Source organism: Streptomyces radiopugnans (assembly GCF_900110735.1).
GTDB lineage: Bacteria > Actinomycetota > Actinomycetes > Streptomycetales > Streptomycetaceae > Streptomyces > Streptomyces radiopugnans.
Genome location: NZ_FOET01000004.1, coordinates 252,154 through 277,310 on the forward strand (window position 1 = coordinate 252,154; position 25,157 = coordinate 277,310).

Below are 25,157 nucleotides of genomic sequence, written 5' to 3' on the forward strand. Positions count from 1 at the left end.
GCAGCGGCCCGGTGGAGCCGACGGGGTCCGGTGGTCAGCGCGGCTGGGCGTCCAGCCAGACGGCGGTGTCCGGCGGCAGCGTCCGCCAGTCGCACGCACCGCTGGCCAGCAGCGGCTCGGCCGCGGACGGCGGCAGGGGCAGCGGGACGCCGGAGAGGTTGACCCGGCACTCCAGGGCCCCCTTGCGGAAGGCCAGCTCACCGTCCCGGGACGGCAGCCAGGTGAAGCTCTCGTCCCCGGTGAAGGAGCGGCGGGTCTTCAGCGCCGTCCGGTACAGCTCCAGGAAGGAGTCCGGCCGGCCGGTCTGGGCCTCCACCGAGTACTCGCCCCAGCCCTCGGGCTGCGGCAGCCAGCTTCCGCCCGGGCCGAACCCGCAGGACGGGCCCGAGCGCTCCCAGGGCAGCGGTACGCGGCAGCCGTCGCGGCCCTTGCGGGCGTTCCCCGTCCGCTCCCACATCGGGTCTCGCAGCGCCTCGCGCGGCAGGTCGGCCACTTCCGGCAGGCCCAGTTCCTCCCCCTGGTAGAGGTAGGTGGTGCCGGGCAGCGCCAGCGTGAGCAGAGCGGCGGCGCGGGCCCGGCGGCGGCCCGCCTCCTCGTCGGCGGCCGGCTCGCGGCCGTCCGACATCAGCCAGGCGGTGGTGTCGGTGCCGGCGGGCAGGGCGTGGCGGCTGAGGTGGCGCACCACGTCGTGGTTGGACAGCACCCAGGTGGGCAGCGAGCCGACCGAGCGGGCGCCCTCCAGCGAGGAGTCGATGACCTCGCGGTAGGCGCCGGCGTCCCAGGGGCAGCGCAGGTAGGGGAAGTTGAACGCCTGGTGGAGTTCGTCGGGCCGGGTGTACAGCGGCAGCCGCGCCTGGCTGACACCCGCCTCGGCCACGGCGATCCGGGGCGGAGCGTACTCGTCGAGGATCCTGCGCCAGGCCCGGTGGATGTCGTGGACCTCGTCACGGTCCCAGAAGGGGTGGTCGTGTCCCTCGGGCGGCGCGTTGAGGGGGGCGGAGTCCGATCCGTTGGTGTCGCGCAGCGGCGGGGTGAGGTCCTTGCGCATGCCGTGTGCCACGTCGATGCGGAAACCGTCGACGCCCAGGTCCAGCCAGAACCGCAGGATGCTCTCGAACTCGGCGACGACCTCGGGGTTCTCCCAGTTCAGGTCGGGCTGCTCGGCGGCGAAGATGTGCATGTACCACTGGCCGTCCGGCACCCGGGTCCACACCCCGCCGCCGAACTTGGACTGCCAGTCCGAGGGCGGCTCGCCGCCGTCCGGGCCGCGGCCGTCCATGAAGACGAAGCGGTCGCGGGCGGGCGAGCCGGGCGGGGAGGCCAGCGCCTCGGCGAACCAGGGGTGCTCGCTGGAGCAGTGGTTGGGGACGATGTCGACGATGACCTTCAGTCCCAGGGCGTGGGCCCTCTCCAGGAGCTCGCGGAAGTCGTCCAGGGTGCCGTGGCGCGGGTCGACGTCGCGGTAGTCGCTGACGTCGTAGCCGCCGTCGGCCCAGGGCGAGCGGTAGAAGGGGGTGAGCCACACCGCGTCCGCGCCCAGCTCCGCGACGTGGCCGAGGCGGTCGGTGACCCCCTTCAGGTCGCCCATGCCGTCCCCGTCGGCGTCGGCGAAGCTGGGCACGTATATCTGGTAGACGACGGACTCCCGCCACCAGTCGGCGTCGTCGCCTCGGGACGTGCTCTGTGTCACGGCTGCCTCTCGGATCCTGCTTGCAAGACAAGCCGAATTATTGGGCCGCCACTCGGTTCACGGTCAAGAAATGCCCGGGATACGAGCACGTGACATATGCCATGTCCGGTGATGTCCGGACTCCCCGCTCCGGTTCAGCCGCCCTCGTCACGCGGTTCGCCGGGGAAGGCCCGGGTAACCGTCCTCACACCGTCCGTGCCCTCCCCGCACGGCGCCGGGTCGCACACTGGCTCCCTCCCCGTCCGGAAGCGGGGGCGTCCACGGAGGATTCGATGAACGCCGCATCGGCAGCACAGCGGACCGACGGCCTGGTGAACTGGGCCACCGGCCTGATGGAGACCCTCGGCGCCCCCGGTGCGGGCCTGGCCATCGCCCTGGAGAACCTCTTCCCCCCGCTGCCGAGCGAGGTGATCCTGCCGCTGGCCGGGTTCACCGCCAGCCGCGGCGACATCAGCCTCTTCGCCGCCCTGCTGTGGACCACGCTCGGCTCGGTGGCCGGGGCGTTCCTCCTGTACTGGGCGGGCGCGCTCCTGGGCCGGGAGCGGACCCTGGCCGTCGCACGGAGGATCCCGCTGCTGAAGCCCTCGGACATCGAGAGGACCGAGGCGTGGTTCGCCAGACACGGCACCAAGGCGGTCTTCTTCGGGCGGATGGTCCCGGTCTTCCGCAGTCTGATCTCGGTCCCCGCCGGTGTCGAGCGCATGCCCGCGACGACGTTCCTGACCCTGACCACGCTCGGCAGCCTGCTGTGGAACACCCTCTTCGTGCTGACCGGGTACGCGCTCGGGGAGAACTGGCACACCGTGTCGGGCTATGTCTCGATGTACTCCAAGGCCGTGGTGGCCGTCATCGTCACAGCCGTCGTGGGTTTCGTCGCCGTCCGCACGGTGAGGTACCGCCGCGGCGACGGGTAGGGCGCCTCAGGTGCGCCCCTCCTTCTCCTGGGCCTCCTCCAGAACGGGTCCGGCCGTCATCCACCCGGCCCGCACCACCGTGAAACCGGCCGCCTCGTAGGCGTCGCAGACCTGGTGGTCGTCGTCGACCACCACGGCGACGGCGCGCTCCCGCGCCAGGCTCCGCAGCAGTTCGGGCTTGGCCACGCGGGCCGGGCGGCGGTCCCCTCCGCCGCGCATCAGCAGCGGTCCGCCCGGCAGGCCGTGCCGGGCCAGCCACCGGAGGGTGTCGCGGCGGCACCGCTCCGGCCGTCCGGTCACATAGGCGATCTCGTGCTCCTCCGCCGCGGCCAGCGCCAGTTCGACGCCCTCGGCCAGCGGCGGGTCGTCCGGGGCGGCGGCGAAGAAGGCGTCCCAGTCGCGGCGCCCGTCGAGGAAGTGCAGGCGGTGGCGGACGTCGGCGAGCGTCCCGTCCAGGTCGAACACCGCCAGCGAGCGGGACGCCATCGGTCACCTCCGGGTGCGGTACGGCAGTGGCGCTCCCACCATGCTCCCACCGTGCTCGCACCCGCCGGTCACGGCTCCGCGGCCGCCGGCGGGCCGTCCACCCACCACCGCAGCGCCTCCGTGGCCAGCTCGGGCGGCACCTCGTGGCCACCGCCGAACTCCCGGTAGGTGACCGCGTGACCGGACCGCATCAGCTCGGGGACGAGGCGGCGGCTGCACGCGCCGACCGGCAGTACGGGGTCCTCCCGGCCGTGGGAGACGAAGACGCGGGGGTGCCCGTGGTGGACCATCGGGGCCATGAACCCCGGCGAGAAGGCCAGCACCGCACCGAACAGGTCCCCGTTGGCCAGCCCCAGCGAGAGCGCGTAGGAGGCGCCGTCGGAGAAGCCCGCCACCGCCACCCCCGCCGGGTCCACCGGGAAGCGCCGGAAGACGTCGTGCAGCGCGGCGTCCAGCCGGGCCACGTCCGGACCGTAGCCGCCGGCGACGACGTCCCAGGTGGAGCCGGCCGCCTGGGGCGCGAGCAGCAGCAGCCGGCCGGACCCGGCCTGCGGGAGCAGCCAGGTCAGCGCCTGCTCCGCCGTTCCCCCGGCTCCGTGCAGCACCACCACCAGCCAGTACGGCCGCACCGGTGCGCCGGCCCCCGCGGACGGCGGAACGCGCAGCAGCGCCCGCCCGTCCAGGTGGTGCGTGCCCGGCTCCCCCTCCGCGAAGCCGGGCGGGGAAGCGGAGGGCCGGGCGGACAGCCGGCCGTGCGACACGTCCTCCCCGACATCCGGATGGGGGAGGGCCCGCTCCGGCCCCGGGGCGCCGCCCGCGCCCTCCTCTCCGTCCGTCCCGGTCACTTCCGCTCCCTCCTCCGCCTCCGGCGCCCCGGCTCTCCGGCGGGCACCGTGCCCGCCGGGCGTCCGGTCGCCGCCCGGCGCCGTGGTACCCCCGGCGGCACGGCGCATGCCCGCGTCACCCGGGGGTACGCACCCCGCATGGCCGACAAAAAGGACACAGGCGGGAACGCCGGCAGGGACACGCCGTCGAAGTGGGCCCCGGACGACGACAGGGTCCGGGAGATCCGGGAGGCCGAGCGCGAGCGCGGCGAGTCCCGCCCGTTCGACTACCCCTACGGCGAGCGCCGGGCCAATGTGCGGGCCAGGCGCCGCATCAGCAGGGAGGAGGCCGACGCGGACATGCCGCCGGGCCTCTCCGGGAGCTACGGCACCACCGGTGGCGGGCAGCCCGCGGGCCCCGCGCGCGCCCGGCCGGGCAGGTCGGTCGTGGGCGAGGATCCGGCCGGGATCGTCGACCGGGACGGCACGCCCGGGGAGGAAGGAGCCGGCGAGGAGACCCGGGAGGCCGGTGAGGACACCGGACGCGGGTAGCGGCCACTGGGGTGGAGTTCCACCGCCGCGCCCCGGAGGGCGGTGCGGCCTCCCGTTTCACCCCGGTCCGCCGGGGCACGCGGCCCGCATGAGTCTCTCCCGCCTCCTGCCGGACAGCACCCTGTCCCTGCTCGCCCGGGGTTACGCCTGGCTGCCCGACCGTATGCGCCGCACCACGGGCCCCCTGGTGCGCGCCCGGCTGCTGGGGAAGCCCACGGTGGCCCTGCGCGGGCCGGAGGCGGTCCGCTTCGTCTACGACGAGCGCCATGTGCGCCGCGGGCCGGCCCTCCCCGAACCGGTGAAGAGCACCCTGTTCGGGCACGGCGCGGTGCACACCCTCGACGGTGAGGCGCACCGCGTGCGGAAGGCGATGTTCCTGTCGCTGCTGAAGTCCCCGCAGAACATCGCCGGCCTGGTCGGCGATGCCACCGCGGCGTGGGACGAGGCGGCCGCCCGGTGGGCGGAGCGGGAGCGGGTGGTGCTGTTCGACGAGGCGAGCCGGGTACTGGCCGGGGCGGTCTGCCGGTGGGCCGGCGTACCGCTGAAGGAGGCCGAGGCGGAGTCCGCCGCCCGCGACCTGGTGGCCATGGTGGACGGCTTCGCCACCCTGGGCCCGCGCCACTGGCGCGCCCGGTCGGCACGCCGCCGCCGCGAGGCGTGGCTGGCGTCCCTCGTGGAGGCGGTGCGCGACGGCTCGGCGAGCGTGCCGGAGGGTTCGGTGGTGGATGTGGTGGCGCGGCACGTCGACGCCGACGGCGAGCGGCTCGACGCGCGGACGGCCGCGGTGGAGATCCTCAACGTGCTGCGCCCCACCGTCGCGGTCTGCTGGTTCGTCGCCTTCGCCGCGCACGCCCTGCACCGGTGGCCGGAGCACCGGGCCCGGCTGGCCGAGGAGGCTCGCACGGGCGCCGGGCACGGCTTCGGGGGCGCGTACGCGGAGGCGTTCGCCCATGAGGTGCGCCGCTTCTATCCGTTCGCGCCGTTCATCGGCGGCCTCGCCGCAGCCGATCTGACATGGCGGGGCGAGCCCGTCCCCCGGGGCGCGCTCGTCCTGCTCGACATCCACGGGCAGGACCACGACCCCGCGCTGTGGGAGGACCCGTACTCCTTCGACCCGCGGCGCTTCCTCGACCGCCCTCCGGAGCGGGACGAGCTGATCCCGCAGGGCGGCGGCGACCCCGCCACGGGCCACCGGTGCCCGGGCGAGGACGTCACCGTGGCGCTGCTGACGGCTCTGTCGGCGCGGCTTTCCCTGCTGGAGTACGACGTGCCCGAGCAGGATCTGCGGATTCCGCTGCGCCGCATCCCCTCCCGTCCGCGCAGCGGCTTCGTCGTCGCGAACGTGCGCCCGCCCGGCTGACCGGGCCCGGCCGCCGGGCCGTCAGCCCCCTCGGCCCTCCTCGTCCGGCCGCGCGTCCGGTACGTCCCGTACCTCGAACCCGCCGCGGCCGTCGATCCGCACCTCCCGCACCGCGTCGAAGCCGTCCGGACGGCGGGGTTCGCGCAGCCGCCGGAGGGTGTCGAAGAAGCCCGCCTCGGGCACGCGCTCCCTGCCCTGGCGCGCGGCGTTGCGCGCCAGGGCGTTGGGCACGTCCGGCGGGAACCAGTACGCCACCACCCGCGCGCCGTACGCGCGTCCCGCGGCGATCAGTGGAGCCCACTCCAGCGGCGAGGGGTTGGTGTTGTCCACGACCACCGGCCGCCCCCGCTCCAGCGCCTCCTCCACCAGGCGCATCTGCCGCCGCTGCTTGTGCCGGGCGGAACGCGGGAAGAGGTCCTTGCTGACCACGGTGTACTCGGCGGGCAGGCAGCGGACGCGGAAGGTCGTCTTACCCGAGCCCTGGAGGCCGACCAGCACGGCCAGTTCCGGGCGGGCCCGCGGCCCCTCGCCCGGGGCCGGCGGCCGCGGCGGTCCCGCCACGGCTTCTCAGCCCTCGCCCTCGGCCTTCTGCTGCGTCAGGCTCCAGGCGTACTGCAGCCAGTCGGACAGGGCCACGCTGCTCAGGCAGGAGGTGACCAGGCGGGTGGCGCGCGGAGCCGTCGCGTAGCCCACCGTCAGACCGCCGGCGATCCACATCGCCACGCAGAAGGGGCAGGCCAGCAGTTCGCCCACGGACCGGTGCAGCCCGTGTCCGCGGGGCACGTCCATGACCTCGGCGCCGTGGAGGCTGCCGGTGCGGCGGGTGAAGGGGGCCCGCAGGAAGCTGGTGACCTTGTCCTTGGTGAGCAGCCGGGAGCTGCGGTAGGTGGCGACCCCCATCAGGAGCAGGTCCAGCGGGGGGATCCGCTCGGGCAGCTGCCGTCCCGACGCCCTCATGCGCCAGGCGAACACCCCCGCCCCGGTCGCGTAGACGCCCGCCAGCGTGGCGAGTCCGCGCAGGGAGACCTCACCCTCCTCGGAGTACTCGTCCGCGCCGGTGACCCGGCCCACCGTCTCGGCGGCCTGGTCCATGGCACCACTCATTCGGCTCCTCCTCGTCACCGGTCCGCAAAAAGGCCTCGCGCCTCGCACCCCGTGCCCGGCACGCGCCCGTGTCAGGGCCTGGGGTTCGTACGCCGCCACCGGGGGCGCGCGTCGGCCCCTCTCCGCCCCGCGACCGAGGCGCACCGCGGGCACAGCCGCTGCACGCGGTCGGCCGCACCGCCCGACTCGGGGATGACGTCGGTCCACGTCACATGCGGGAAGCGGTCGAGCCGTGAGCGGCTGAGGGACAGCCCGCACACGGTCTGGTTCATGCCCTGCTCCCAGGCGTGCGCCTCGCCCGCGGGCAGCCGGACGTTGTCCTCCTCGTCGGTCCACCGGCCCGACGCGGCCACGGCGTATCGCTTGCGTACTGACACGGGGGTACGGGTTTCCCCGGAGGCCGTCCCCACACCCTTGTTCCCGCGGTTTCCGCAGTTCCCGGAGGTCCGGGGCCGCCGCCCGGGCTCCTTCCCCCCGTCGCCGGACGCCGTGCCGTCCACCGCGGCGGCGCCACGGCGTCGGCGGCTCACTCGGAGTGCGCCGCCGGTTCCTCCCGGCGGTGGAGCCTGCCGCCCGCGCGGAACTCGTGGATGGCGTGTCCCTGCTCGCCCGCGGTCAGCATCACCTGCTCCCAGCCGAGCGCGCGGTTCCCCGTGGCGAACAGCGGGCCGCTCTCCCGGTCGCCGACCAGTGTGCGCAGCAGTCCGGCCGCCCGCTCGCTGATGTCCCCCTCGCCCTCGGGCACCGGCCGGCCGCAGACCCCGGTCACCCGCCTCGCCCGGAGGTCCACGTCCCGGATCTCCAGGGAGAGCAGGTCCAGCACCCGCAGGTCTCCCTCCCACAGCAGCAGCCACAGGGCCCGGTGCGCCATGTCGATGGAGTCGTCGCGGAGCAGTTCCTCGAGCCGTTCGGCGGTGATGCGTTCGTCCGTGAGCGTCATGGCCCGGCAGTATTCCGGGCGGGCACGTCCGCGGGTAGGGGTAGGAAGGATCCTTCCTGTGAAGGTTTTTCCGTAAAAGCCCGTGCCGCCGCCCGCCGCTCATGCGGCGGAGGGCGGCGGCACGGGGGCCTTCCGGCCCAACTCCCCCGTCAGCAGCTCAGGTTGTCGCCCGGGGTGGTACCCAGGATCTGGACGAACCGCTGGTACTTGTCGATCCGGCTCTGCACCTGGGCGGGGTTGCGTCCGCCGCACTCCAGGGAGCCGTTGATGCTGCGGATGGTCTCACCGAAGCCGTGCCCGCCCACCATCGCGTTGTGCGGGGTCATGGTGCCCGGGCCGCTCTGGGTGTTCCAGTACCACAGGGCGGTCTTCCAGGCGACCGCGGCGTCCCGCTCCACCAGGTGGGGGTTGCGCAGCAGGTCGATGCCCAGCGCGTCGCCCGCCGCCTTGTAGTTGAAGTTCCAGCTGAGCTGGATCGGACCGCGCCCGTAGTAGGCGGCCTGGCCCGCCGGGCAGCCGTAGGGCTGGCTGCTGTCGCAGTAGTGGGGGTAGTTGGCGGTGTTCTGCTCCACGATGTGGACCAGACCGCCGGTCTCGTGGCTGACGTTGGCGAGGAAGGCGGCGGCCTCCCTCTTCCTCACCGTGTCGCTGCCGGTGCCGGCGAAGGCCGGGTAGGCGCTCAGGGCGGCCTTCAGACCCTGGTAGGTGTAGAAGGAGTTCCGGTTCGGGAACATCTGGTTGAACTGCGCCTCGCTGACCACGAATCCGGACGGATCCGGGTCCGTGGGCGGCGGGGTCGTACCGCCGCCGCAGGCGCCCTGGTCGCTCCAGACGCCGGAGGTGCCGGGCGGCGCCTCGTTCTGGGTCCACCAGCGGGCGGTCCAGTTGTGGCCGTTGTGGGAGACGGTCGTCCCGCCGAGGTAGACCGACGAGGAGTTCCACGGGGTCGCGCACTCGGCGGCGGAGGCGGAGGTCGCGGGTACGGCGACCGCCAGGGCGCCTGCGAGGGCGGAGGCGGCGAGACCCGCCATGAGGCGTTTTCTCAGCACCTGAACTTCCCTTCAGAGGTGGGGGGTTGGTCGGGAACACTCAAGCGCCTTGGTATGTACCAGTCAAGGTATGGACCAGACCAGCTTCACACCGGGGCCCACGACGGCCCGGCCGGGACCGCGTCGAACCCCCCTTCGGCCCGCCCGGTCGGCGCCCGCCCAGCCCGACGCCCCCTTCACCCACTTCCTTCCCTGATGAGGGCATTGGTCCGGAAACGGATGATCCGGCATGAGACGAAGGTCATTCTCCGCGATCGTATGAATTGAGACTTCACCCGAATGCCGGTCATCCGGTCGGGTCCGGCCTTCGTTGTTGTGGACGTGACTCCACCAGATCCGTTTCCCACATCCGCGGCCCGCCTCCCCGGATCGGGCTGCCGTGAGTGACCAGGGCCCGCACTTCGATCCGTACGGCACGCCCCCGGGTCCGGACCCCGACTGGCACCGCACCGGTGTCCACCCGGAGTTCGACCCGTGGTTCGTACCGGAGCAGAGAGCCCCCGCCCCGCCCGACGTGGACGTCCTCGATCCGTCCTGGGACTTCGAGGCCGAACTCGCCAAGCTGCTCCAGGACTCCGGTCACGCCCCGCCCCGGCCCCACGGCCGGGAGCACGATCCGGCCCATGCCCGGGCCCAGTCCGCCGAACAGCCCCGGGGGGCGGCGCACACCGGGCCGGAGCCGGCCGTGGACGAGGCCACCCGGGTGCTGCGCCGCTTCGGCGCCGGGGACGCCGAAGCGGCGGGGCACCCCGGTGACAGCACCGCTCCCGCCCGCCGGTCGGGGCGTTCGGCCGCCGAACGCCGCCACCGCCGCAGGCGCCGGACGCCCCAGCGGCCGGAGCTGTCGCTGCTGCACGTGTTCAGCTACGCCGTGGCGGCACTGACCGCCGGCATCGTGGCCATGGTCAGCGTGCTGGGCGGACTGGTCTCCTACGACCCCCTGCGCCTGCTGGCCGGGCCCGCCGTGCCCGCCGACCTGGCGCGGTGGTGGCCCCTGCTGGTGTACGGGCCCTGGCTCGCCGGCTCCCTGTCGATCCTGCGCGCCACCGTGCTGCGGCGCCGGGTCCGGCACTCCTGGGCGGTGGTGATCCTCTTCTCGGCGGTGGCGGTGGTCCTGTGCGTGGCCCATGCCCCCAAGACCCTGACCGGGGTGGCGGCCGCGGGCCTCCCCCCGATCACCGCCCTGGCCTGCTTCCACCAGTTGGTGGGGCAGATCACCCTCACCCAGCCCCGGCACGCCCTGCCCCGCCGGCCCGCACCGCTGCCCCAGCGTGGTCCGCTCCCCCGAATGCGGACCGGCTACCGCGGGGACGGCCCGGGGCGTCCTTCTCCGGAAGGGCGCCCCGGGCCGGGCCGCTGAGGCGGGCGGGAACGGAGCCGGCCGGGCCTCCCCCGAGGGGAGCGCCCGGCCGGCTCGTCATGGTGCGGCGCCGCCCGTCAGCGGCCGGCCCGCCGGCTCTCCGGCGGTCCCAGGTAGCTCGGCCGCAGACCGCCGGTGTCCACGACGATCCGGTGCACGACGACCGTGGGGTCGACCATCCACAGCTTCAGGACGTGGACGCCCGGTCGGCCGACCGTGTGCCGGGTGACGGTGCGGTTGACGTTGTCGGAGGTGTTCCTCGCCCACCGCTTGTTCATGTAGGTGTCGTCGGCGCCGGTGGCGGCGGTGACGTCGACCGTCCGCGGTTCGGCGTCGTCGATCGAGACGGCGTACCGCAGGCCCTTCGTCGGCAGGACGTTGTTGCGCGGCGCCAGGTGGACCCAGACATCGACCTCGCCGGCCGTGGTGAGCGTCATCTCGTACTCCAGGCGCGGCCCGTGGCCGCCGGGTTCCCGGCTGGGCGCGGTGACGGGGTAGGGCTCCATCCCGTCCTCGGCCCGCCCGATGTCGGGCAGGCGCCTCCAGTGGACGCCCCCGGTGCCGACGGCCCGGGAGTAGTGCGCGGCCTCCATGGACACGTGCCCGTCCGCCTCGACGAAGCCCCGCGGCCCCCGCCGCGGCATCCGGTGGTTCTCGACGACGGCCTGGACCTCCACGGTGGTGCCGCCGGGGCCGTGGACGGTGATGGGCACCCTGGTGACGCCCTTGGGGGCCCTCTTCCAGTCGACCCGCACGGTGGCGCGCACCTGCTCCTCGACCCGCCCGCGCGCGCGGGTGACCCTCACCCAGGGCTCGGCCGCGGTGATGCGGTAGTCGAAGGGCCTGCTGCCGCGGTTGAAGACCTCGATGTACTGCTCGGGGTAGTTCTGGTACGGGCTGAAGGCCGGCAGCACCGCCTCCCCGTCCGCCTCGGGCCACCACAGGTCGGATCCGTCGATGCCCACGCCCATCTCGGCGCGGTCGGGCGGTTCGATACGCCTGACCGCCGGGAAGACCTCGTCGGGCAGGGCGACGTGGTCGGGTGTCTGGGGCTGCTGCCAGGGCGCGTCGGGCCCGTAGCGCTCCACGTCGCCGTAGCCGATCTTCGGCTGGGTCTGGAAGCCCTTCCACTTCCCGCCGGCCAGGATGTTGTTGTAGTAGTCCGACATCGCCTGGTCGTCGGCGAATCGCTCGTCGGTGAGGTCGGCGTAGCGGTTGGCGGCGGCGCGGCCCTGCTCGGCGTAGAGGATGTTGGTGAACTGCGCCTCGCGCAGCTCGTAGAGGTTTGCGGTGGCCTTCACCTGGTAGAGCACGAGCTGGTAGTAGGCGTCCTGGTCCTCCTTCGGGAGCCGGCGGCCGGCCTTCTCCGCACGCCTGGCGAGCCTGCGCCACTCCTCGGTGACCCGTGCCATCTCGCCGTAGTGGTTGAGGTGGTAGGGGCTGGCCTGGTCGTCGTAGACCACCGCCTCCTCGTCCTTCGACAGGTCCTTGGCGGGGTCGAGGGTGATGCGGCGGTTGAGCAGCTCGGGCTTGCGGCGGGCCTGCAGGACGCCGTAGGTGTGCAGGATCGCGGCGATCTCGTCGGCGTGCTCGGGGCCGAAGCTCTGCGCGACGTAGCCGCGCCCCCACTCGTGGAGGCGCTCCAGGGGCCAGCGCTCCGGAGCCCAGGCGTAGTCGAGGAAGAACTGGGTGGGCAGTTCCTCGGCCTTCAGATCGCCCACGTTGACCACCCACAGGCGGTCCACGCCGTAGGTGTAGGTCAGATGGAGCTGCTCCCAGGTGCTGACAAGGTTGACGGTGTCGACCCACTTGTAGTTGCGGCCGACCCCGACGTAGTCGAAGTGGTAGTACATGCCGTAGCCGCCGGCGCGCTCGGGGAGCGACTGGTCCGGGAGCTTGCGCATGTTGCCCCAGTTGTCGTCGCAGAAGACGACGGTGACGTCCTCCGGCGGGCGCAGGCCCTTGTCCCAGTAGCGCTGGACCTCCTTGTAGAGGGTCTGCACCTGCGGGATGCCGGTGACGTCCTCCTTCCCGGTGACCTCGGCCAGGATCCCGCGCTGGCTGTCGAGGATGGACTGCATCAGGTCGATGCCGTCGCCGTCGGGCAGGCTGACGTCGCCGTTGCCGCGCATGCCGAGGGTGACCACGCCCTCGAAGTCCTCCTCGACCATGCGGCGGATGCCGTCGGCCCAGTACGCCTCGATCGCCTGCCGGTTGCGGCGGAAGCTCCACTCTCCGGTGCCGCCGTAGGGGTCGCTGCCGGGCTCGGTGATGTTGCCCTCGGCGTCACGCCTGGCGGGGGTGGCGTGGCGGTTCCACTCCTCGATGCCGCGCATCATGGGGGCCTCGTGCGAGGTGCCCATCACGATGCCGTACTCCTTGGCCGTGGCGTGGTTGGCCGGGTCGTCCTCGGCGAAGGCCCGGCCCCACACGGCCGGCCACAGGTAGTTGGCCTTGAGCCGGAGCATGGTCTCGAAGACCTTGGCGTGGAACTCCTTGTTGAAGCCGTTCGGGAAGCCGGGGGCGCGGCCGGGGCCGAAGTACTCCGGCGCCCAGGTGCCGAGTGCCGGGTTCTCGTCGTTGATGAAGAAGCCGCGGTACTTCACGGCCGGAGTGCCCTGGGTGTGGCGGCCGGGCAGCACGTGCAGCTCGCCGTGGCGGCGCGGCGGTACGTCGTCCCAGAAGTGCCAGGGGGACACGCCCATCTGGCGGGTGGTCTCGTAGATGCCGAAGATGGTGCCGCGCTGGTCGCTGCCGGCGATGACGAAGGCGCGGCGCACCCCCGGCACCGGGTCCTCCACCACCTGCTCGACGGTGGTCTCCCACTTCCCCGCGATGCCCGAGGCGTCCAGCTTCCCCGCCGCGACGAGCCGGTCGATCAGCGGGCTCTTCCCGATGGTGCCGACGATCACGACCTCGGCGCGCCGCGGCGGGGCGTCGCCCCGCTTGAGGGCCGGCTCGACGCCGGTGACGCGCCCGATGTCCTTGCGCAGGTCCTCCGCCGCCCGCAGTACGCCCGGGTGGTCGCCGCCGCTGACCACGATCGGCGCGGCGCGGCCGTCCGCGACGAGGGGGAAGCTCCCGCCGCGGCGGGAGAAGGAGATGTAGGTGCCGGAGTCTTCGGTGTGCCCGCCGCCCCTGCCCCGGTCCGCGGCGGCGGCCGGGGCTGCGACGGCGGCGGGTACGGAGGCGGCGGCCGCGGTCAGCGGTATCAACCCGAGGAACGTCCGCCGGCTGGCGTTCTCGGGAGCCTGTGGACCGGTGTTGGGCCTTCTCATTGCTCGATCTCCGCAGGTCATGGACGGGAGAGGACTGGAGGGGAACGGAGGGGACCGGAGGGAAATTGCACGCTGATCTTTCCGGAATGGTTCCGGAAAGGAAATCATCGAGGCATGTCCGGGTCAAGGCTCTGTGCCGCGGAAGTTCCATGCGAGCAAGGGCGGTTCAGGGACAGAACCACAGGAGAGGGCCGTCTGCTGTTCCGGAAATTTTCGCCGACGCGACGGTGGCTCCGGCGCGCCGGCACGTCCTACAGGCGGCCCCGCCACCGCGTGTCAGTACGGCTCCGCACACGGCGGCGGGGCCGTACGGTCAACCCGTACGACCCCACCGTGGTGCGCCGCCCACCGGGCGGCCGCCGGGCTCAGCCCGGCCAGGTGCCCGTCATCTTGCGGACGGCGACGGCACCGCCGCGGTCCACCGCGGCCCTGACCACCGAGAAGATCACGCCCTGGATCGCGGCGGCCAGCAGGATCTCGCCCAGCCCGCGGTCCTCGTCGCCGGGGTCGGGGGCGTCGTCCTCGTCGCTGATCGCCTTCCAGGCCTTCTTGAAGGCTGTGCTCGCGATCAGGCCGCCCACGGTGCCGAGCGCGAACCCCACCGGCCTGTACACCAGCTTCTGCTTCCTCTTCTTCATGACCTGGCTCTCCTACCGGATCTGCGGGACTGTTCCGGGACGCCCCGCAGGGAGGCGTTCCGGAGTCTTCCCCCGGATTCCCCGCACACGCCCCGCCACACGGCGTACCCGCCGTACCCGCCGGTCAGCGGGTCACCACGTGCCGCTCGTCCGGGACGCAGTGGGTCATCGTCAGGCCCTCGACGTCCCGCGGCGGGTTCTTGCCGAGGTTCGCCAGGCGCTCGCGGTCCTCGTCGGTGAGCTGCTGGTTCGGCAGCGGCTCCAGGTCCGCCACGTCCTGCGGGGAGATGCCGAGCCCCTCGCCCACCCGCACTCCGAGGTCGTTCTCCACGAGCAGGAAGTGCCACACCATCCGCTCCTGGATGTGCCTGGGGCACTGCTTGAGCTGGTTGGTGAAGTTGGCGACCAGGTCGTCGCGCTCCCAGTCATCCATCAGCAGGTAGCGCTGCCCGGCCTGCAGGTAGTCGTTGGTCCGCGGGATGCGGCTGCGGGTCAGCCTGCCGCGGAGCTCCGGCCCCTGCTCGCCGTAGCCCGGACCCTCCGCCTCCCGGAGCCCGCCCAGGGTGGACGGCTCGTAGTTGACGTGCCGGTTCTCGCCCCGGGGGTCGACCTCGTAGGCCATGGGGCCGCCGTTCTGGTTGGTGTGGACCGGGGCCTTGGCCCGGTTCACCGGCAGCTGGAGGTAGTTGGGGCCCACCCGGTAGCGCTGGGTGTCGCTGTAGGAGAAGGTGCGGCCGACCAGCATCTTGTCGTCGGAGAAGTCCAGGCCGTCGACCAGCACTCCGGTACCGAAGGCGATCTGCTCGTTCTGGGTGAAGAAGTCGTCCGGCATCCGGTTCAGGACCATGCGGCCCACCGGCTTGGGCGGGAACTCCTGCTCCGGCCAGGTCTTGGTGTCGTCCAGCGGGTCGAAGTCCAGCTCCGGGTGCTCGTGGTCCTCCATCATCTGCACCAGGAGTTCCCACTCGGGGTACTCGCCCCGCTCGACGGCCTCGTACAGGTCCTTGGTGGCGTGGCCGAGGCTGTCGGCCTGGACGTTCGCGGCGTCCTCCTCGGTCATGGAGCGCACGCCCTGCTTGGGCATCCAGTGGTACTTGACCAGCATGGTGCGGCCGTCGGAGTTCTCCCACTTGTAGGTGTTGACCCCGAAGCCCTGCATGTGACGGTAGTCGGCGGGGATGCCGCGCGGGCTGAAGAGGTTGACCAGCATGTGCATGGACTCGGGCGTCTGCGACATGAAGTCGAAGATCCGCTCGGGCCGCTGCTCGAAGGTCACCGGGTCGGGCTTGAGGGAGTGGATGACGTCGGGGAACTTGATGGCGTCCCGGATGAAGAAGACGCCGAGGTTGTTGCCGACGAGGTCCCAGTTGCCCTCCTCGGTGTAGAACTTCACCGCGAAGCCGCGCGGGTCGCGGGCCGCCTCGGAGGAGTCGCGTCCGCCGATGACCGTGGAGAAGCGGACGGCCACGTCGGTGCGCTTGCCCCGCTCCTGGAACAGCTTGGCGCGGGTGTACTGCGCGATGGGCTCGTCCCCCCAGGAGCCGTACGCCTCGAAGTAGCCGAAGGCCGTCACGCCGCGCGCGTGCACCACCCGCTCGGGGATGCGCTCGCGGTCGAAGTGGCTGATCTTCTCCAGGAAGTGGTAGTTCTCCAGCGTGGCGGGACCCCGGGCGCCGACCGTGCGCTGGTTCTGGTTGTCGTGGATCGGGTGGCCCTGCCGGTTCGTGAGCACCGGACGGTCGTCGCGCTGCCTGGCTGTCTCGGTCACGTACTGGTCTCCTTCGAACGGGGGTTCACGCGGCGGAGGCGTCCGGAATCCGCCGTGCGCGTGTGCCTGTACCCCGATCCACCCCATTCGTACCTTCGCATCGGCCATCGGTGCGCCGCGAGGAGCCCGCGGACGGAAGGCGCCGGTCCGCCGCACCCCGTGGGGAGAGCGGCGAACCGGCGCGCGGGCGGGCCTCCGTGCCGGGTGCCGGCGTCCGGGGTCAGCGCTCCAGATCGCCGCGCATGGCGACGAACAGCTTCCCGGCCTCGTCGGAGGTGCTGTCGGGGAACAGCGCCACTGCGGCGGTGCTCTCGTCCGCCCAGCCGCAGATCACCTGGCCGTTCTCGGCCAGGGAGGCCGTCAGGCACTCCACCGAGCCGCCCAGCGGTCCGGGGTCGGCCACCGGCTGCGCCTGGGGCTGCCCCAGCTCCGGGTCCCACTCGATGTACTCCAGCATGCCGCGGAAGAGGTGTTCGCGGCGCTTGCTCGTGTCCTCGGGGACGTTGTCGACGCCCTCGAAGAGGATCGGGTCGCCGCCTTCCGGGTCGGCGAAGTGGCTGACGACCAGCCGCATGCCCTCCCGCATCTCGCCCGGGTCGACCGGTACGTCCGTGACGGCGCCGTCTCCGGTGTGCTTGCGCAGGCCCCCCGCCTCCGCCGCGTCCACCAGGGACCGCTCGCCGCCCGGCACGGCCGGCCGCGACGCGCTCGGGGAGGCGACCGCCGACGCGTCCGGGATCGCGGACGACGGGGCGTCGTCCGCCGGCAGGTCCTCCGGCTGGCAGGCGGTCAGCGCCGCCACGGCGACCGCCGCGGTGATCGCCGCCCGGCGCAGTCTTCCCCGAGATGTCCGAAACACAGTGGTGTACCCCCTGTCCAAGGCCGTCCGGTCGACGGCCGCGACCAGTGGACGCGCAGGTGGGCGGGCCCGGTTCCCGCACTCCGGCCGCCACCGGAAGCCCGGGGGGCGCGCCCGCGAGGCTGGCCGGAGTTCCGCTGTCCCCGCCGCCCGATCCGGGGTACGCATGACGGGGGGCCGCAGAGCGGACGGCCGCTCCCCCGTGCGGAGAGGAGGCGCCCCGTGCACACCGAGACGGACACCGGCCGGGAGTACGGCGCCTCGCCCGGCGTCTCGCCCCCCGGACCGCCCGCAAGTCCGCCCGCGGGTGTGCCGGGACAGGCGGAGGACGGCGGGTGCGCCTGGGTCGTCGGCGACTGCTGGCTGTGGTGCCTGCGCAGCGGCACGGCGGTGACCTGGCTCGGACCGGTGGTCTCCTGGGGCACCCACGCCCCGCTGTACGCCTGCGAGGACTGCATCAGCCGGCTCGAGGAGCAGGTGCGGAGCCCCTCCCCCACCGGGCGGGGCTCCGTCTGCTGGCTGTGGTGCGGGCGGGGCGACGTGCCGCTGAACCCTCTCGCGGAGGTCGGCTACCGCGGGAGGACGACCGTGTTCTCCGCGTGCGAGGACTGCGTGGCCCGGCTCAAGCAGAAGGTGCTGGCCGCGGCGATGGTCAAGGACACGGCCGATCGCTGAGCCCCGCCCGCGGGCGGGGCTCGGTTCAGGCCACGGTCCTGCGCACCGCTTCGGCCACGACGGCGCTCAGGTCGCCGCCCGTCTCCTCGAAGACGGCACGCTGGGCGGCGGCGCCGTTGCCGCGCCTGAAGAGGTCCTCGACCCCCTCCTTGGCCAGGGCCAGGTCGCCGGCGTCCGACAGGGCCGGGGCGGTGTGGTCGAGCAGGGCGCCCACGACGCTCTCCGCGGGCGCGGGCTCGAAGGTCACCGGGTGCACCAGCTCCCCGGAGAGCCCGGAGCGGCCCGCCCGCCACGCCGCCAGGCGCAGCAGGCCGACGTCCACCGGCGCGGGCGGTTCGTCCGCGCGCCACTGACGGGCCGCGGTCTCCACCAGTGCGCGGACCAGCGCCGCGAGCAGCACCGTGTCGCGGGCGTCGAGGCACACGTCGGCGACCCGCACCTCGACCGTGGGGTAGTTCCGCGCCAGCCGGGCGTCGAAGTAGATCATCCCCTCGTCCAGCAGCGCCCCCGTCCCGATCATCGAACGCACCCGCTCGCGGTATTTCCCGGCCGAGCCGAAGACCTCCACCGGCCCCGCCGACGGCCACCGGCCCCACACCCGGTTGCGGTAACTGGCGTACCCGCTGTCCTCGCCCTGCCAGAAGGGGGAGTTGGCGCTCATCGCCAGCAGCGGGGCCAGCCACGGCCGGATCCGGTCCAGGACGGCGACCCCCTCCTCGTCGGACTCCACGCCCACGTGGACGTGGAGTCCGCAGGTGAGCTGCTCCTGGGCGGTCAGCCCGTACTCCTGGGCCATCCGCCGGTAGCGTTCGCCGGGGCTGAGCGAGGGGTCGACCGCCAGCGGCGAGGTGGCCAGTGCCGCGACCTCCGCCCCGACCGCGCGCGCCCGCTGCGACGCCGCGCCGCGCCACCGGCGCACTTCCACGGCCAGGTCCACCATCTGCGTACGCGGGCGGGTCCCGGTCTCCAACTGCTCCTCCTGGAGCTCCTTCTCCAGTTCCTCGTCCTCGCCCACGGAGGCCAGCACCGCTCCCGAGACGGCCTGCGGCTCACCACTGTCCGCGCTCACCAGGAGCAGTTCTTCCTCGACACCGACGCTTCTCATCGCCACAGCCTCCTCAGGCGGTCGTCCGATCCAGCGAATTCCCCGGCCGGGCGCAAGTACGCGCCGCGGTTCGGCCGCACGGCCGGGCCGGGCGAACGGGTCATGAAAGGGCCGGAAGGGGGAACAAGCACCATCCCACCGGCGCACCGCCCGCGCGGCCGTACGCCGGCCGCAGGACAGAGGCCAGGGAGGAGAGCTTGCGTCTGCGCCACACCCGGCCCGGCGATCCCGGCTACACCCGCAGGCGCCACGGCCGCGGCTTCCGCTACCTCGACGCCGAGGGCCGGCCGCTGCGCGACCCGGCGGAACTCGAGCGGATCAGGTCCCTGGTCATCCCGCCGGCCTGGAAGGACGTGTGGATCTGCCCCAGGCCCAACGGCCACCTGCAGGCCGTCGGCACCGACGCCGCCGGACGCCGCCAGTACCTGTACCACCCGCGGTTCCGGGCGGAGCAGGAGAAGGCCAAGCACGAGCACGTGCTGGAGGCCGCCGAGGCGCTGCCCCGCATCCGCGAGACGATCGGGGCGCACCTGGACGAGCGCGGGCTGACCCGGGAGCGGGTGCTGGGCACCGCGGTCCGCCTGCTGGACCTGGGATTCTTCCGCATCGGAGGCGAGCGCTACGCGGAACTGAACAACTCCTACGGCCTGACCACCCTGCTGCGCGAGCACGCCGACTGCGCGGGCGGCGAGGTGACCTTCACCTACACCGGCAAGCACGGCCGGGAGGTGGTGCGCGCCGTGGCGGACCCCGCGACGTTCCGGGCGGTGCGCGCCCTCAAGCGCCGCCGCGGGGGCGGCGAGAGGCTGCTGGCCTACTGGGAGCGGCCGGTGTGGCGCGAGGTGACGGGCGAGGACCTCAACACCTATCTGAAGGATCTGGGCGGTGTGGACATCACCGCCAAGGACTTCCGCACCTGGCACGCCACCGTGCTGGCGTCCGTCGCCCTGGCCGTCTCGCGGTTCGCCGACCGGAGCGAGGCCGCCCGCCGCCGTGCGGTCGCCCGCGCCGTCAAGGAGGTCTCCGAGTACCTGGGCAACACCCCGGCGGTGTGCCGCGCCTCGTATGTCAACCCGCGGGTGGTCGAACTGTACGAGGAGGGGGTCACCATCGCCCCGGTCCTGCACCGGCTCGGGGACCGGGCCGCCTTCGGGGTTCCCGCGACCCAGGGGGCGATCGAGGAGGCCGTGCTGCGGATGCTGCGCACCGGCCGCCCTCCCCGGGGCTGAGGCCGGACGGCCAGGCGCGGGAGGGGCTCAGGTGCGCGAGGCCGTCAGGCACTCTCCCTTCCCGGTCCACTCCTCCACCGGCCTGCTGCGGTCGTAGGGGTCCCTCTCCGGGCCCGTGGCGGGGCCGGCGTGCCGGTCGGCGACGAACTGCGGGTGGATGAAGCCGTCGTGCTCGTCGCAGGTGTCGTTGGCGATGTCGGCGTTGTGGCCGTACATCCACAGCGTGCCCTCGGTGTGCTTCCACCGCGGCCCGTGCAGCACGTCGACGTCGAGTACGCGGCGTACGACGGCGCGGGCGACATCCTCGCCTCCCGCCGCGCGGACCAGGGGGTAGACGAAGGTGTAGTCGGCGCGGATGCGCGGCACCCCCTGATCGTTCTCGGTCACCTCCATCCGGCCGCGGACCTTGACCGTCTCGCCGGCGAGGCGGACCTCGTCCCGGTCGAAGCGGGTGAACAGCCAGGTGGGGTCGTCCTTCTCGGTGGGCTTGTCCAGGGACTTCCTGATCCGGTCGACGGACTTCCCCATCAGCGGGTCCAGCAGGGCCAGGGCCTCGGCCGGCTCGGCGCCGTACAGCACGTCGCGGTCGAGGTTGGAGGCGACCAGGAACCTCTTGGTCCGCTCCAGGGCGGCCCGGATCTCGGCGGCCGGCACACCGCCGACCGCGGTGGTCTCCGGCACCTCGATGGCGTCCGCGCCCCGGGCCCACCGCTTGGCGGGCGAGCCGGCGAACGGCCGCTCGACCGTGGGGTGGTCCGGGAGGAACTCCTCCTCCGGCCCGGTGGTGGGCGCGGCGGTCTCCGCGGGCAGGGGGGCGTCCGGCCCGGTGCCGCCGGCTCCGCCGGGCAGCCAGGAGCGCACGAGTGCCGGATCGAGCGCGTAGAGCAGGGCCAGCGCGGTCACACCGGCGCCGAGCGCCATGCCGGCCCGGCCCGGCCGCCCGCCGCGTGCGCGCCTGCCGCCTTCCATCTCCTGCCAGGCGGGGCCGGTGCGCCAGCCCTCGGGCTGCCACGGTTCGGGCTGCCGCTTCCTGCCCCAGCGCCGGGTCCGCTGCCTCCGGGCGGCTTCCCCGTCGGCCCTCCGCAGACGTTCGGTCACCATCCGCGCCCGGGCGGAAGGCTCCCTGGGGGCGGAGCCGGCCGGGCTCTCGCACTCGGCGACGAAGCGCTCCCACGCCTCGTCGGCCGTGTCCGGTCGTCTGCCCTCCGGTTCGTTCGCTTCGCTCTCGGGGGCCGGCGGCTGGGCAGGCATGACGTGCTCTTCCCCATCTCTTCCGATCACGCGTCGACGTGAAACGATCATCAGAAAGAGCCATTCCTACATGTCCGCACACCGCCCGCACAACGGTTGTACGGAAGAGGGCGGCAGCCGTGTGACGTCGGCCACACCGGAGGCGGGAGGGGCGGGCCTCAGAAGGCGTCGCGCAGTTCGAGGAGCTTCCGCTCGGTGTCCTGGACCGGCAGGGCCTGGGTGACCATGCGGTCGAGGGCTTCCAGGTAGGTGGTGACCTCGGGGCGCTCGTCGATGTAGACGGCACCGGTCAGGCTCTCGGTGTAGACGATGTCCGGCAGCTCCGGATAGCTGAACCGGAAGAGCTGGAAGGGACCGAACATCCCCGGGTGGGGCCCCGCGCTGAAGGGCATGATCTGCAGACTGATCTCGGGCCTGGCGCAGACCTCGACCAGGCGGTCGATCTGGGCCCTCATGACGCCGGCGCCGCCGACCGGCCTGCGCAGCACCTGCTCGTCCAGCACCGCCCACAGGCGCGGAGCGTCGGGCTTGGCCAGGAGCTGCTGCCGCCCCATGCGCAGCGCGACCCGCCGGTCGAGCTCTTCCTCGTCCGCGCGGGGGAAGCCGGTCCGCAGCAGGGCACGGGCGTAGTCCTCGGTCTGGAGCAGGCCGGGGACGCAGTGGGGCTCGTAGGAGCGGATGAGGTCGGCTTCGCTCTCCAGGCTGACGTAGAGGCTGAACCAGTCCGGCAGGACGCTGCGGAAGCGGTGCCACCAGCCCGGTCTGTTGGCCTTCTCCACCAGCGCGAGGAAGGCGTCGACCTCTTCCGCCCCGATGCCGTAGCTCTCCAGCAGCGCCTTGACGTAGAGCGGGCGCAGGCCCACCTCGGCCTTCTCCATGCGGCGGACCGTGGATGTGGTGACGCTCAGGACCCGGGCGGCTTCCTCGAAGGACTTCCCGGCGCGCTCCCGCAGGTCACGCAGGCGCAGCCCCAGGACGATCTGCCCCACGGTCGGTGCCGACCGGGACTCGCCCATGGTCTCTCCCTCTCCGCTCGCGCCTCACCGGCAGAGCAGTGTGCCACGACCTCGGCGACACAGCCAGGCTGTCATTTAAATCTTGCAATTTGCAGAACTCTTCTTGCCTTTTGCGGACACCGATGAGCATAGTAGCCGGGTGATCCAGTTCACGACGCGGTCACACCGGCGTCGAACCGCCCCGGTGCACGGGCCCTCCCACCCCTCAAGCGGGCCCCGTGCCCTCGCCGCCCCTCCCCACCGTGACGCACTGGACGCGGTGACCGGTCAGCGGGCGTTCCCGGGCACCGGTCCCTCGTACGGACCCAGCGGCGCACCGGCCCCGACGACGCCCACCGGCGTACGAAAGGCGAGCCACTGATGGCTCTTCTCCCCCGCTCAGCGCACATGGCACCCATGCTGCCGGCAGTCCACCCCCAGCGATCGCGGCAACGGGCGGAGTTCGAAGTGCCCGCCCAGCGCTCCTCCGTGTGCGTGGCCCGGCATCTGCTCGCGGAGTGGCTGCACCGCTGGCACTGTCCACAGAGCGTGGTCGACACGGCGCAGCTGGTCGTGTCCGAGTTCGTCACCAACGCCGTGGTCCACACCGTCAGCGACAGGATCGCCTGCCTCCTCCAGCACGGCGACCGGCGGCTGCGCATAGAGGTGCGCGACCAGGGCACCGGCGCACCCGGCCTCGCGGCCCGCTCGGCGGGCCCGGAGGCGACCAGCGGGCGCGGTCTCCAGCTCGTCGACGCCCTCGCGGACTCCTGGGGGGACATACCCGCGGCCCAGGCGCGGGGACGCGTCGTGTGGGCGGAGCTGAGGCTGGACGAGGTGTGACGGGCCCCTCCGTCGCGCACCGCCCCTCCCCCGCCACCGCACCACCCGCCACTGCGGCCGCCGCCACCTGGCGTCACCGCCCGTAGCACGCCGTCGCCGGGCCTCGCGTCGCACGCCGCCGCGCGTCACTCGGCGGTGGGCACGTCCGGGGGCGTGCCGTGCCAGACCGTGGTGACGTTGCAGAACTCGCGGATGCCGTGTCCCGACAGCTCCCGGCCGTAGCCCGAGCGCTTGGTCCCGCCGAAGGGCATCGCCGGGTGCGAGGCGGTCATGCCGTTGAAGTAGACGCCGCCCGCCCGCAGGTCGCGCACACAGCGGTCCTGCTCCTCCCGGTCGCGGGTCCAGACGTTGGAGCTCAGGCCGAAGGGGGTGTCGTTGGCCACCTCGATCGCCTCGTCCAGGTCCGCCGCCCGGTAGAGGGTCGCCACCGGGCCGAAGGTCTCCTCGCGGTGGACGCGCATCCCGGGCGTGACGTCCGCGAGGACGGTGGGCTCGTAGAACCAGCCTGCCGGGTGGGCAGCGGGCCGCCGCCCGCCGCACAGCACGGTGGCGCCGCGCTCGCGGGCGTCCTCGACCAGCTCCTCCAGGTCGGCCCGGCCCCTCTCACTGGCCAGCGGCCCGACCTGGGTGGACTCGTCCATCGGGTCGCCCACCTTCAGGGCCTTCATGCCGTCCACGAACAGCCGGGTGAACTCCTCGTACACCTCCCGGTGCACGATGAAGCGCTTGGCCGCGATGCAGGACTGGCCGTTGTTCTGGGTCCGCGCGGTCACCGCGACCTCGGCCGCCTTCGCCACGTCCGCCGAGGGCAGGACGAGGTAGGGGTCGCTGCCGCCCAGCTCCAGAACCGTCTTCTTGATCTCGTCGCCGGCGACCGCGGCCACCGAGCGCCCGGCGGGTTCGCTGCCGGTGAGCGTCGCGGCGGCCACACGGTCGTCGCGCAGGACGCCCTCCACCGCGCCGGAGCCGATCAGCAGGGTCTGGAAGCAGCCTCGCGGGTAGCCGGCGCGGCGGAAGAGGTCCTCCAGGTACAGCGCGGTCCGCGGCACGTTCGAGGCGTGCTTGAGCAGGCCGGTGTTGCCCGCCATCAGTGCGGGGGCCGCGAAGCGGATCACCTGCCACAGCGGGAAGTTCCACGGCATCACCGCCAGGACCGGGCCCAGCGGGCGGTAGCGCACGTACGCGGTGCTGCCGCCGCTGTCCTCGACGTCCGCCGGGGAGGGGTGCTCGTCGGCCAGCAGTTCCCCGGCGTGCTCGGCGTACCAGCGCATCGCCTTCACGCACTTGGCGGCCTCGGCGCGGGCCGCGGTGAGGGGCTTGCCCATCTCGGTGGTCAGGGTGCGGGCGATGTCGTCCCGCTCCTTCTCCAGCAGGTCGGCCGCCCGGTGCAGCAGTTCGGCGCGTTCGGCGAAACCGGTGGTGCGGTACTCCTCGAAGGCGGCGCGGGCGCGCTCCAGCCGCTCCTCGATCTCCTCCGCGCCCAGGGCCTCGAAGGTCTGCAGGGTCTCGCCGGTGGCCGGGTTGGTGGTCGAGATGGGCATGGGTCCCTCCCGGGGTGGTGGGGACGGTGCCGGCCGCCGGCCGGTACGGCCGGCGGCTGCCCGCCGCTCCCGCTCGTCCTCGCTCGCTTCCGTTCGCGGGGGCGCGTACCCGCCCGCGGCGGTCTCAGTCGGCGGCCGGCACGCCCCGGCGGGAGGACGGGCGCGGTTCGGGGGGCGTGCCGCGCCGAAGGGCCGCGGACCGGCCGGCGCCGCCGCGGGCCGGTCAGCGCTGGGCGAGCTTCAGCCGCACCTCCACCTCCTGGTCACCCGAGATCCGGGGCTCGGCCGTCACGTCGTAGAAGCCCGCGAGAGCTTCCTGGACCTGCCGTACCGCGTCGGGGCCGCCGCTGAGGTCCGCCTCGACCGGCTCCCCGAGCTCCAGGGTGCACTCCACCTCGCCGTGTGTGCGGACGTCGACCGTGCCCACCCAGAACTTGCGCTGCTCGCCGTCCGTCCCGGCCCCGCCCCCGCCGTTGCCCAGTTCGGGCGACTCGGGGAACGCCGACCTCAGGACGGCGAAGACGGCCGCCGCGTTCGAAGCGGTGCAGTGGGGCAGCTCGATCTCGACGAGGCACGCCCCTTCCTTGGTCTGTCCGGTCTGTTCAGTGCTCATAGCCCCACCTGTACCCCGGTGCGGGCGATGGTCACAGGCCGTTCCGGCACACGGCCGTCCGCCGGTGCCTTCGCCGCCGGCGC

The 25,157-nt window shown here is 73.3% G+C and carries 24 protein-coding genes; 7 read left to right on the plus strand and 17 right to left on the minus strand.

Annotated features, from left to right (window positions below):
- Positions 1–34 precede the first annotated feature (34 nt).
- A complete protein-coding gene (locus BMY40_RS11335) occupies positions 35–1,690 on the minus strand; it encodes a glycoside hydrolase family 13 protein (RefSeq protein WP_245770011.1) in 1,656 nt (551 codons plus the stop codon).
- A gap of 272 nt (positions 1,691–1,962) precedes the next feature.
- Here BMY40_RS11335 and BMY40_RS11340 point away from each other — a divergent pair, with 272 nt between their 5' ends.
- Positions 1,963–2,604, plus strand: coding sequence for a DedA family protein (locus BMY40_RS11340; RefSeq protein ID WP_093658259.1), 642 nt, complete (start codon positions 1,963–1,965; stop codon positions 2,602–2,604).
- Positions 2,605–2,610: 6 nt separating this feature from the next.
- Here BMY40_RS11340 and BMY40_RS11345 read toward each other — a convergent pair whose 3' ends face one another.
- The gene (locus tag BMY40_RS11345; protein WP_093658261.1) at positions 2,611–3,090 is read right to left on the minus strand and encodes a phosphatase domain-containing protein; all 480 of its coding nucleotides are present in this window, start codon (positions 3,088–3,090) and stop codon (positions 2,611–2,613) included.
- A gap of 68 nt (positions 3,091–3,158) precedes the next feature.
- Entirely contained in the window at positions 3,159–3,935 is a 777-nt protein-coding gene (locus tag BMY40_RS11350; RefSeq protein ID WP_218158266.1) for an alpha/beta hydrolase, read from the minus strand.
- Between the two features lie 138 nt (positions 3,936–4,073).
- Here BMY40_RS11350 and BMY40_RS11355 point away from each other — a divergent pair, with 138 nt between their 5' ends.
- Positions 4,074–4,466 (plus strand): hypothetical protein, encoded by a 393-nt coding sequence (locus BMY40_RS11355; protein WP_107436760.1) that lies wholly within the window; start codon positions 4,074–4,076, stop codon positions 4,464–4,466.
- Between the two features lie 88 nt (positions 4,467–4,554).
- Complete coding sequence (locus BMY40_RS11360) at positions 4,555–5,826, plus strand: cytochrome P450 (protein ID WP_093658265.1); 1,272 nt, start codon at positions 4,555–4,557, stop codon at positions 5,824–5,826.
- A gap of 21 nt (positions 5,827–5,847) precedes the next feature.
- On the opposite strand, the gene BMY40_RS11365 is transcribed toward BMY40_RS11360, so the two are convergent.
- From BMY40_RS11365 to BMY40_RS11385, 5 genes are all read right to left on the minus strand, one after another.
- Entirely contained in the window at positions 5,848–6,387 is a 540-nt protein-coding gene (locus BMY40_RS11365) for an ATP-binding protein (RefSeq protein WP_093658267.1), read from the minus strand.
- 6 nt (positions 6,388–6,393) lie between these two features.
- Positions 6,394–6,930, minus strand: a complete 537-nt coding sequence (locus BMY40_RS11370; RefSeq protein ID WP_245770012.1) for a DUF1360 domain-containing protein — start codon at positions 6,928–6,930, stop codon at positions 6,394–6,396.
- Between the two features lie 71 nt (positions 6,931–7,001).
- Positions 7,002–7,307, minus strand: a complete 306-nt coding sequence (locus BMY40_RS11375; RefSeq protein ID WP_093658602.1) for a hypothetical protein — start codon at positions 7,305–7,307, stop codon at positions 7,002–7,004.
- A gap of 149 nt (positions 7,308–7,456) precedes the next feature.
- Positions 7,457–7,870 (minus strand): site-specific integrase, encoded by a 414-nt coding sequence (locus BMY40_RS11380; protein ID WP_093658271.1) that lies wholly within the window; start codon positions 7,868–7,870, stop codon positions 7,457–7,459.
- 149 nt (positions 7,871–8,019) lie between these two features.
- Positions 8,020–8,901, minus strand: coding sequence for a glycoside hydrolase family 19 protein (locus BMY40_RS11385; protein ID WP_177213977.1), 882 nt, complete (start codon positions 8,899–8,901; stop codon positions 8,020–8,022).
- 397 nt (positions 8,902–9,298) lie between these two features.
- Between BMY40_RS11385 and BMY40_RS28565 the strand changes: the two genes are divergently transcribed.
- On the plus strand, positions 9,299–10,279 hold the full coding sequence (locus BMY40_RS28565) for a DUF2637 domain-containing protein (protein WP_245770013.1): 981 nt from the start codon (positions 9,299–9,301) through the stop codon (positions 10,277–10,279).
- A gap of 77 nt (positions 10,280–10,356) precedes the next feature.
- Here BMY40_RS28565 and BMY40_RS11395 read toward each other — a convergent pair whose 3' ends face one another.
- From BMY40_RS11395 to BMY40_RS11410, 4 genes are all read right to left on the minus strand, one after another.
- Entirely contained in the window at positions 10,357–13,557 is a 3,201-nt protein-coding gene (locus tag BMY40_RS11395) for a glycosyl hydrolase 115 family protein (RefSeq protein WP_093658273.1), read from the minus strand.
- A 365-nt stretch (positions 13,558–13,922) separates the two neighbouring features.
- Positions 13,923–14,195, minus strand: coding sequence for a DUF4235 domain-containing protein (locus BMY40_RS11400; RefSeq protein ID WP_093658275.1), 273 nt, complete (start codon positions 14,193–14,195; stop codon positions 13,923–13,925).
- A gap of 124 nt (positions 14,196–14,319) precedes the next feature.
- Positions 14,320–15,963 carry a catalase gene (locus BMY40_RS11405; RefSeq protein WP_245770014.1) on the minus strand — a complete coding sequence of 548 codons (1,644 nt, stop codon included), beginning with the start codon at positions 15,961–15,963 and terminating at the stop codon, positions 14,320–14,322.
- Positions 15,964–16,183: 220 nt separating this feature from the next.
- On the minus strand, positions 16,184–16,822 hold the full coding sequence (locus BMY40_RS11410) for a hypothetical protein (RefSeq protein WP_245770015.1): 639 nt from the start codon (positions 16,820–16,822) through the stop codon (positions 16,184–16,186).
- A gap of 222 nt (positions 16,823–17,044) precedes the next feature.
- On the opposite strand from BMY40_RS11410, the gene BMY40_RS11415 reads away from it, so the two are divergent.
- Positions 17,045–17,497, plus strand: coding sequence for a hypothetical protein (locus BMY40_RS11415; RefSeq protein WP_093658278.1), 453 nt, complete (start codon positions 17,045–17,047; stop codon positions 17,495–17,497).
- 25 nt (positions 17,498–17,522) lie between these two features.
- Here the strand turns inward: BMY40_RS11415 and BMY40_RS11420 are convergent, their stop codons facing one another.
- Complete coding sequence (locus BMY40_RS11420) at positions 17,523–18,602, minus strand: glutamate--cysteine ligase (RefSeq protein WP_093658280.1); 1,080 nt, start codon at positions 18,600–18,602, stop codon at positions 17,523–17,525.
- Between the two features lie 197 nt (positions 18,603–18,799).
- On the opposite strand from BMY40_RS11420, the gene BMY40_RS11425 reads away from it, so the two are divergent.
- Positions 18,800–19,831: a DNA topoisomerase IB gene (locus BMY40_RS11425; RefSeq protein ID WP_093658282.1), complete on the plus strand. Its 1,032-nt coding sequence runs from the start codon at positions 18,800–18,802 to the stop codon at positions 19,829–19,831.
- Positions 19,832–19,858: 27 nt separating this feature from the next.
- Here BMY40_RS11425 and BMY40_RS11430 read toward each other — a convergent pair whose 3' ends face one another.
- Together BMY40_RS11430 and BMY40_RS11435 are read right to left on the minus strand one after the other, a co-directional pair.
- Entirely contained in the window at positions 19,859–21,082 is a 1,224-nt protein-coding gene (locus BMY40_RS11430; RefSeq protein WP_093658284.1) for a hypothetical protein, read from the minus strand.
- A gap of 158 nt (positions 21,083–21,240) precedes the next feature.
- On the minus strand, positions 21,241–22,098 hold the full coding sequence (locus BMY40_RS11435; RefSeq protein WP_093658286.1) for a helix-turn-helix domain-containing protein: 858 nt from the start codon (positions 22,096–22,098) through the stop codon (positions 21,241–21,243).
- Positions 22,099–22,494: 396 nt separating this feature from the next.
- Between BMY40_RS11435 and BMY40_RS11440 the strand changes: the two genes are divergently transcribed.
- Positions 22,495–22,920: an ATP-binding protein gene (locus BMY40_RS11440; protein WP_177213964.1), complete on the plus strand. Its 426-nt coding sequence runs from the start codon at positions 22,495–22,497 to the stop codon at positions 22,918–22,920.
- 125 nt (positions 22,921–23,045) lie between these two features.
- Here BMY40_RS11440 and BMY40_RS11445 read toward each other — a convergent pair whose 3' ends face one another.
- On the minus strand, positions 23,046–24,461 hold the full coding sequence (locus BMY40_RS11445) for an NADP-dependent succinic semialdehyde dehydrogenase (protein ID WP_093658290.1): 1,416 nt from the start codon (positions 24,459–24,461) through the stop codon (positions 23,046–23,048).
- A gap of 223 nt (positions 24,462–24,684) precedes the next feature.
- Positions 24,685–25,074: a hypothetical protein gene (locus BMY40_RS11450; protein WP_093658292.1), complete on the minus strand. Its 390-nt coding sequence runs from the start codon at positions 25,072–25,074 to the stop codon at positions 24,685–24,687.
- Positions 25,075–25,157 lie beyond the last annotated feature (83 nt).

What these genes read in the sequence shown, in the direction of transcription:
- BMY40_RS11340 (WP_093658259.1), top strand. Translation starts at nt 1,963, where the DNA reads ATGAACGCCGCATCGGCAGCACAGCGGACCGACGGCCTGGTGAACTGG.
- BMY40_RS11345 (WP_093658261.1), bottom strand. Translation starts at nt 3,090, where the DNA reads ATGGCGTCCCGCTCGCTGGCGGTGTTCGACCTGGACGGGACGCTCGCC.
- BMY40_RS11355 (WP_107436760.1), top strand. Translation starts at nt 4,074, where the DNA reads ATGGCCGACAAAAAGGACACAGGCGGGAACGCCGGCAGGGACACGCCG.
- BMY40_RS11360 (WP_093658265.1), top strand. Translation starts at nt 4,555, where the DNA reads ATGAGTCTCTCCCGCCTCCTGCCGGACAGCACCCTGTCCCTGCTCGCC.
- BMY40_RS11370 (WP_245770012.1), bottom strand. Translation starts at nt 6,930, where the DNA reads ATGAGTGGTGCCATGGACCAGGCCGCCGAGACGGTGGGCCGGGTCACC.
- BMY40_RS11380 (WP_093658271.1), bottom strand. Translation starts at nt 7,870, where the DNA reads ATGACGCTCACGGACGAACGCATCACCGCCGAACGGCTCGAGGAACTG.
- BMY40_RS11385 (WP_177213977.1), bottom strand. Translation starts at nt 8,901, where the DNA reads ATGGCGGGTCTCGCCGCCTCCGCCCTCGCAGGCGCCCTGGCGGTCGCC.
- BMY40_RS11395 (WP_093658273.1), bottom strand. Translation starts at nt 13,557, where the DNA reads ATGAGAAGGCCCAACACCGGTCCACAGGCTCCCGAGAACGCCAGCCGG.
- BMY40_RS11400 (WP_093658275.1), bottom strand. Translation starts at nt 14,195, where the DNA reads ATGAAGAAGAGGAAGCAGAAGCTGGTGTACAGGCCGGTGGGGTTCGCG.
- BMY40_RS11420 (WP_093658280.1), bottom strand. Translation starts at nt 18,602, where the DNA reads ATGAGAAGCGTCGGTGTCGAGGAAGAACTGCTCCTGGTGAGCGCGGAC.
- BMY40_RS11430 (WP_093658284.1), bottom strand. Translation starts at nt 21,082, where the DNA reads ATGCCTGCCCAGCCGCCGGCCCCCGAGAGCGAAGCGAACGAACCGGAG.
- BMY40_RS11435 (WP_093658286.1), bottom strand. Translation starts at nt 22,098, where the DNA reads ATGGGCGAGTCCCGGTCGGCACCGACCGTGGGGCAGATCGTCCTGGGG.
- BMY40_RS11440 (WP_177213964.1), top strand. Translation starts at nt 22,495, where the DNA reads ATGCTGCCGGCAGTCCACCCCCAGCGATCGCGGCAACGGGCGGAGTTC.
- BMY40_RS11445 (WP_093658290.1), bottom strand. Translation starts at nt 24,461, where the DNA reads ATGCCCATCTCGACCACCAACCCGGCCACCGGCGAGACCCTGCAGACC.
- BMY40_RS11450 (WP_093658292.1), bottom strand. Translation starts at nt 25,074, where the DNA reads ATGAGCACTGAACAGACCGGACAGACCAAGGAAGGGGCGTGCCTCGTC.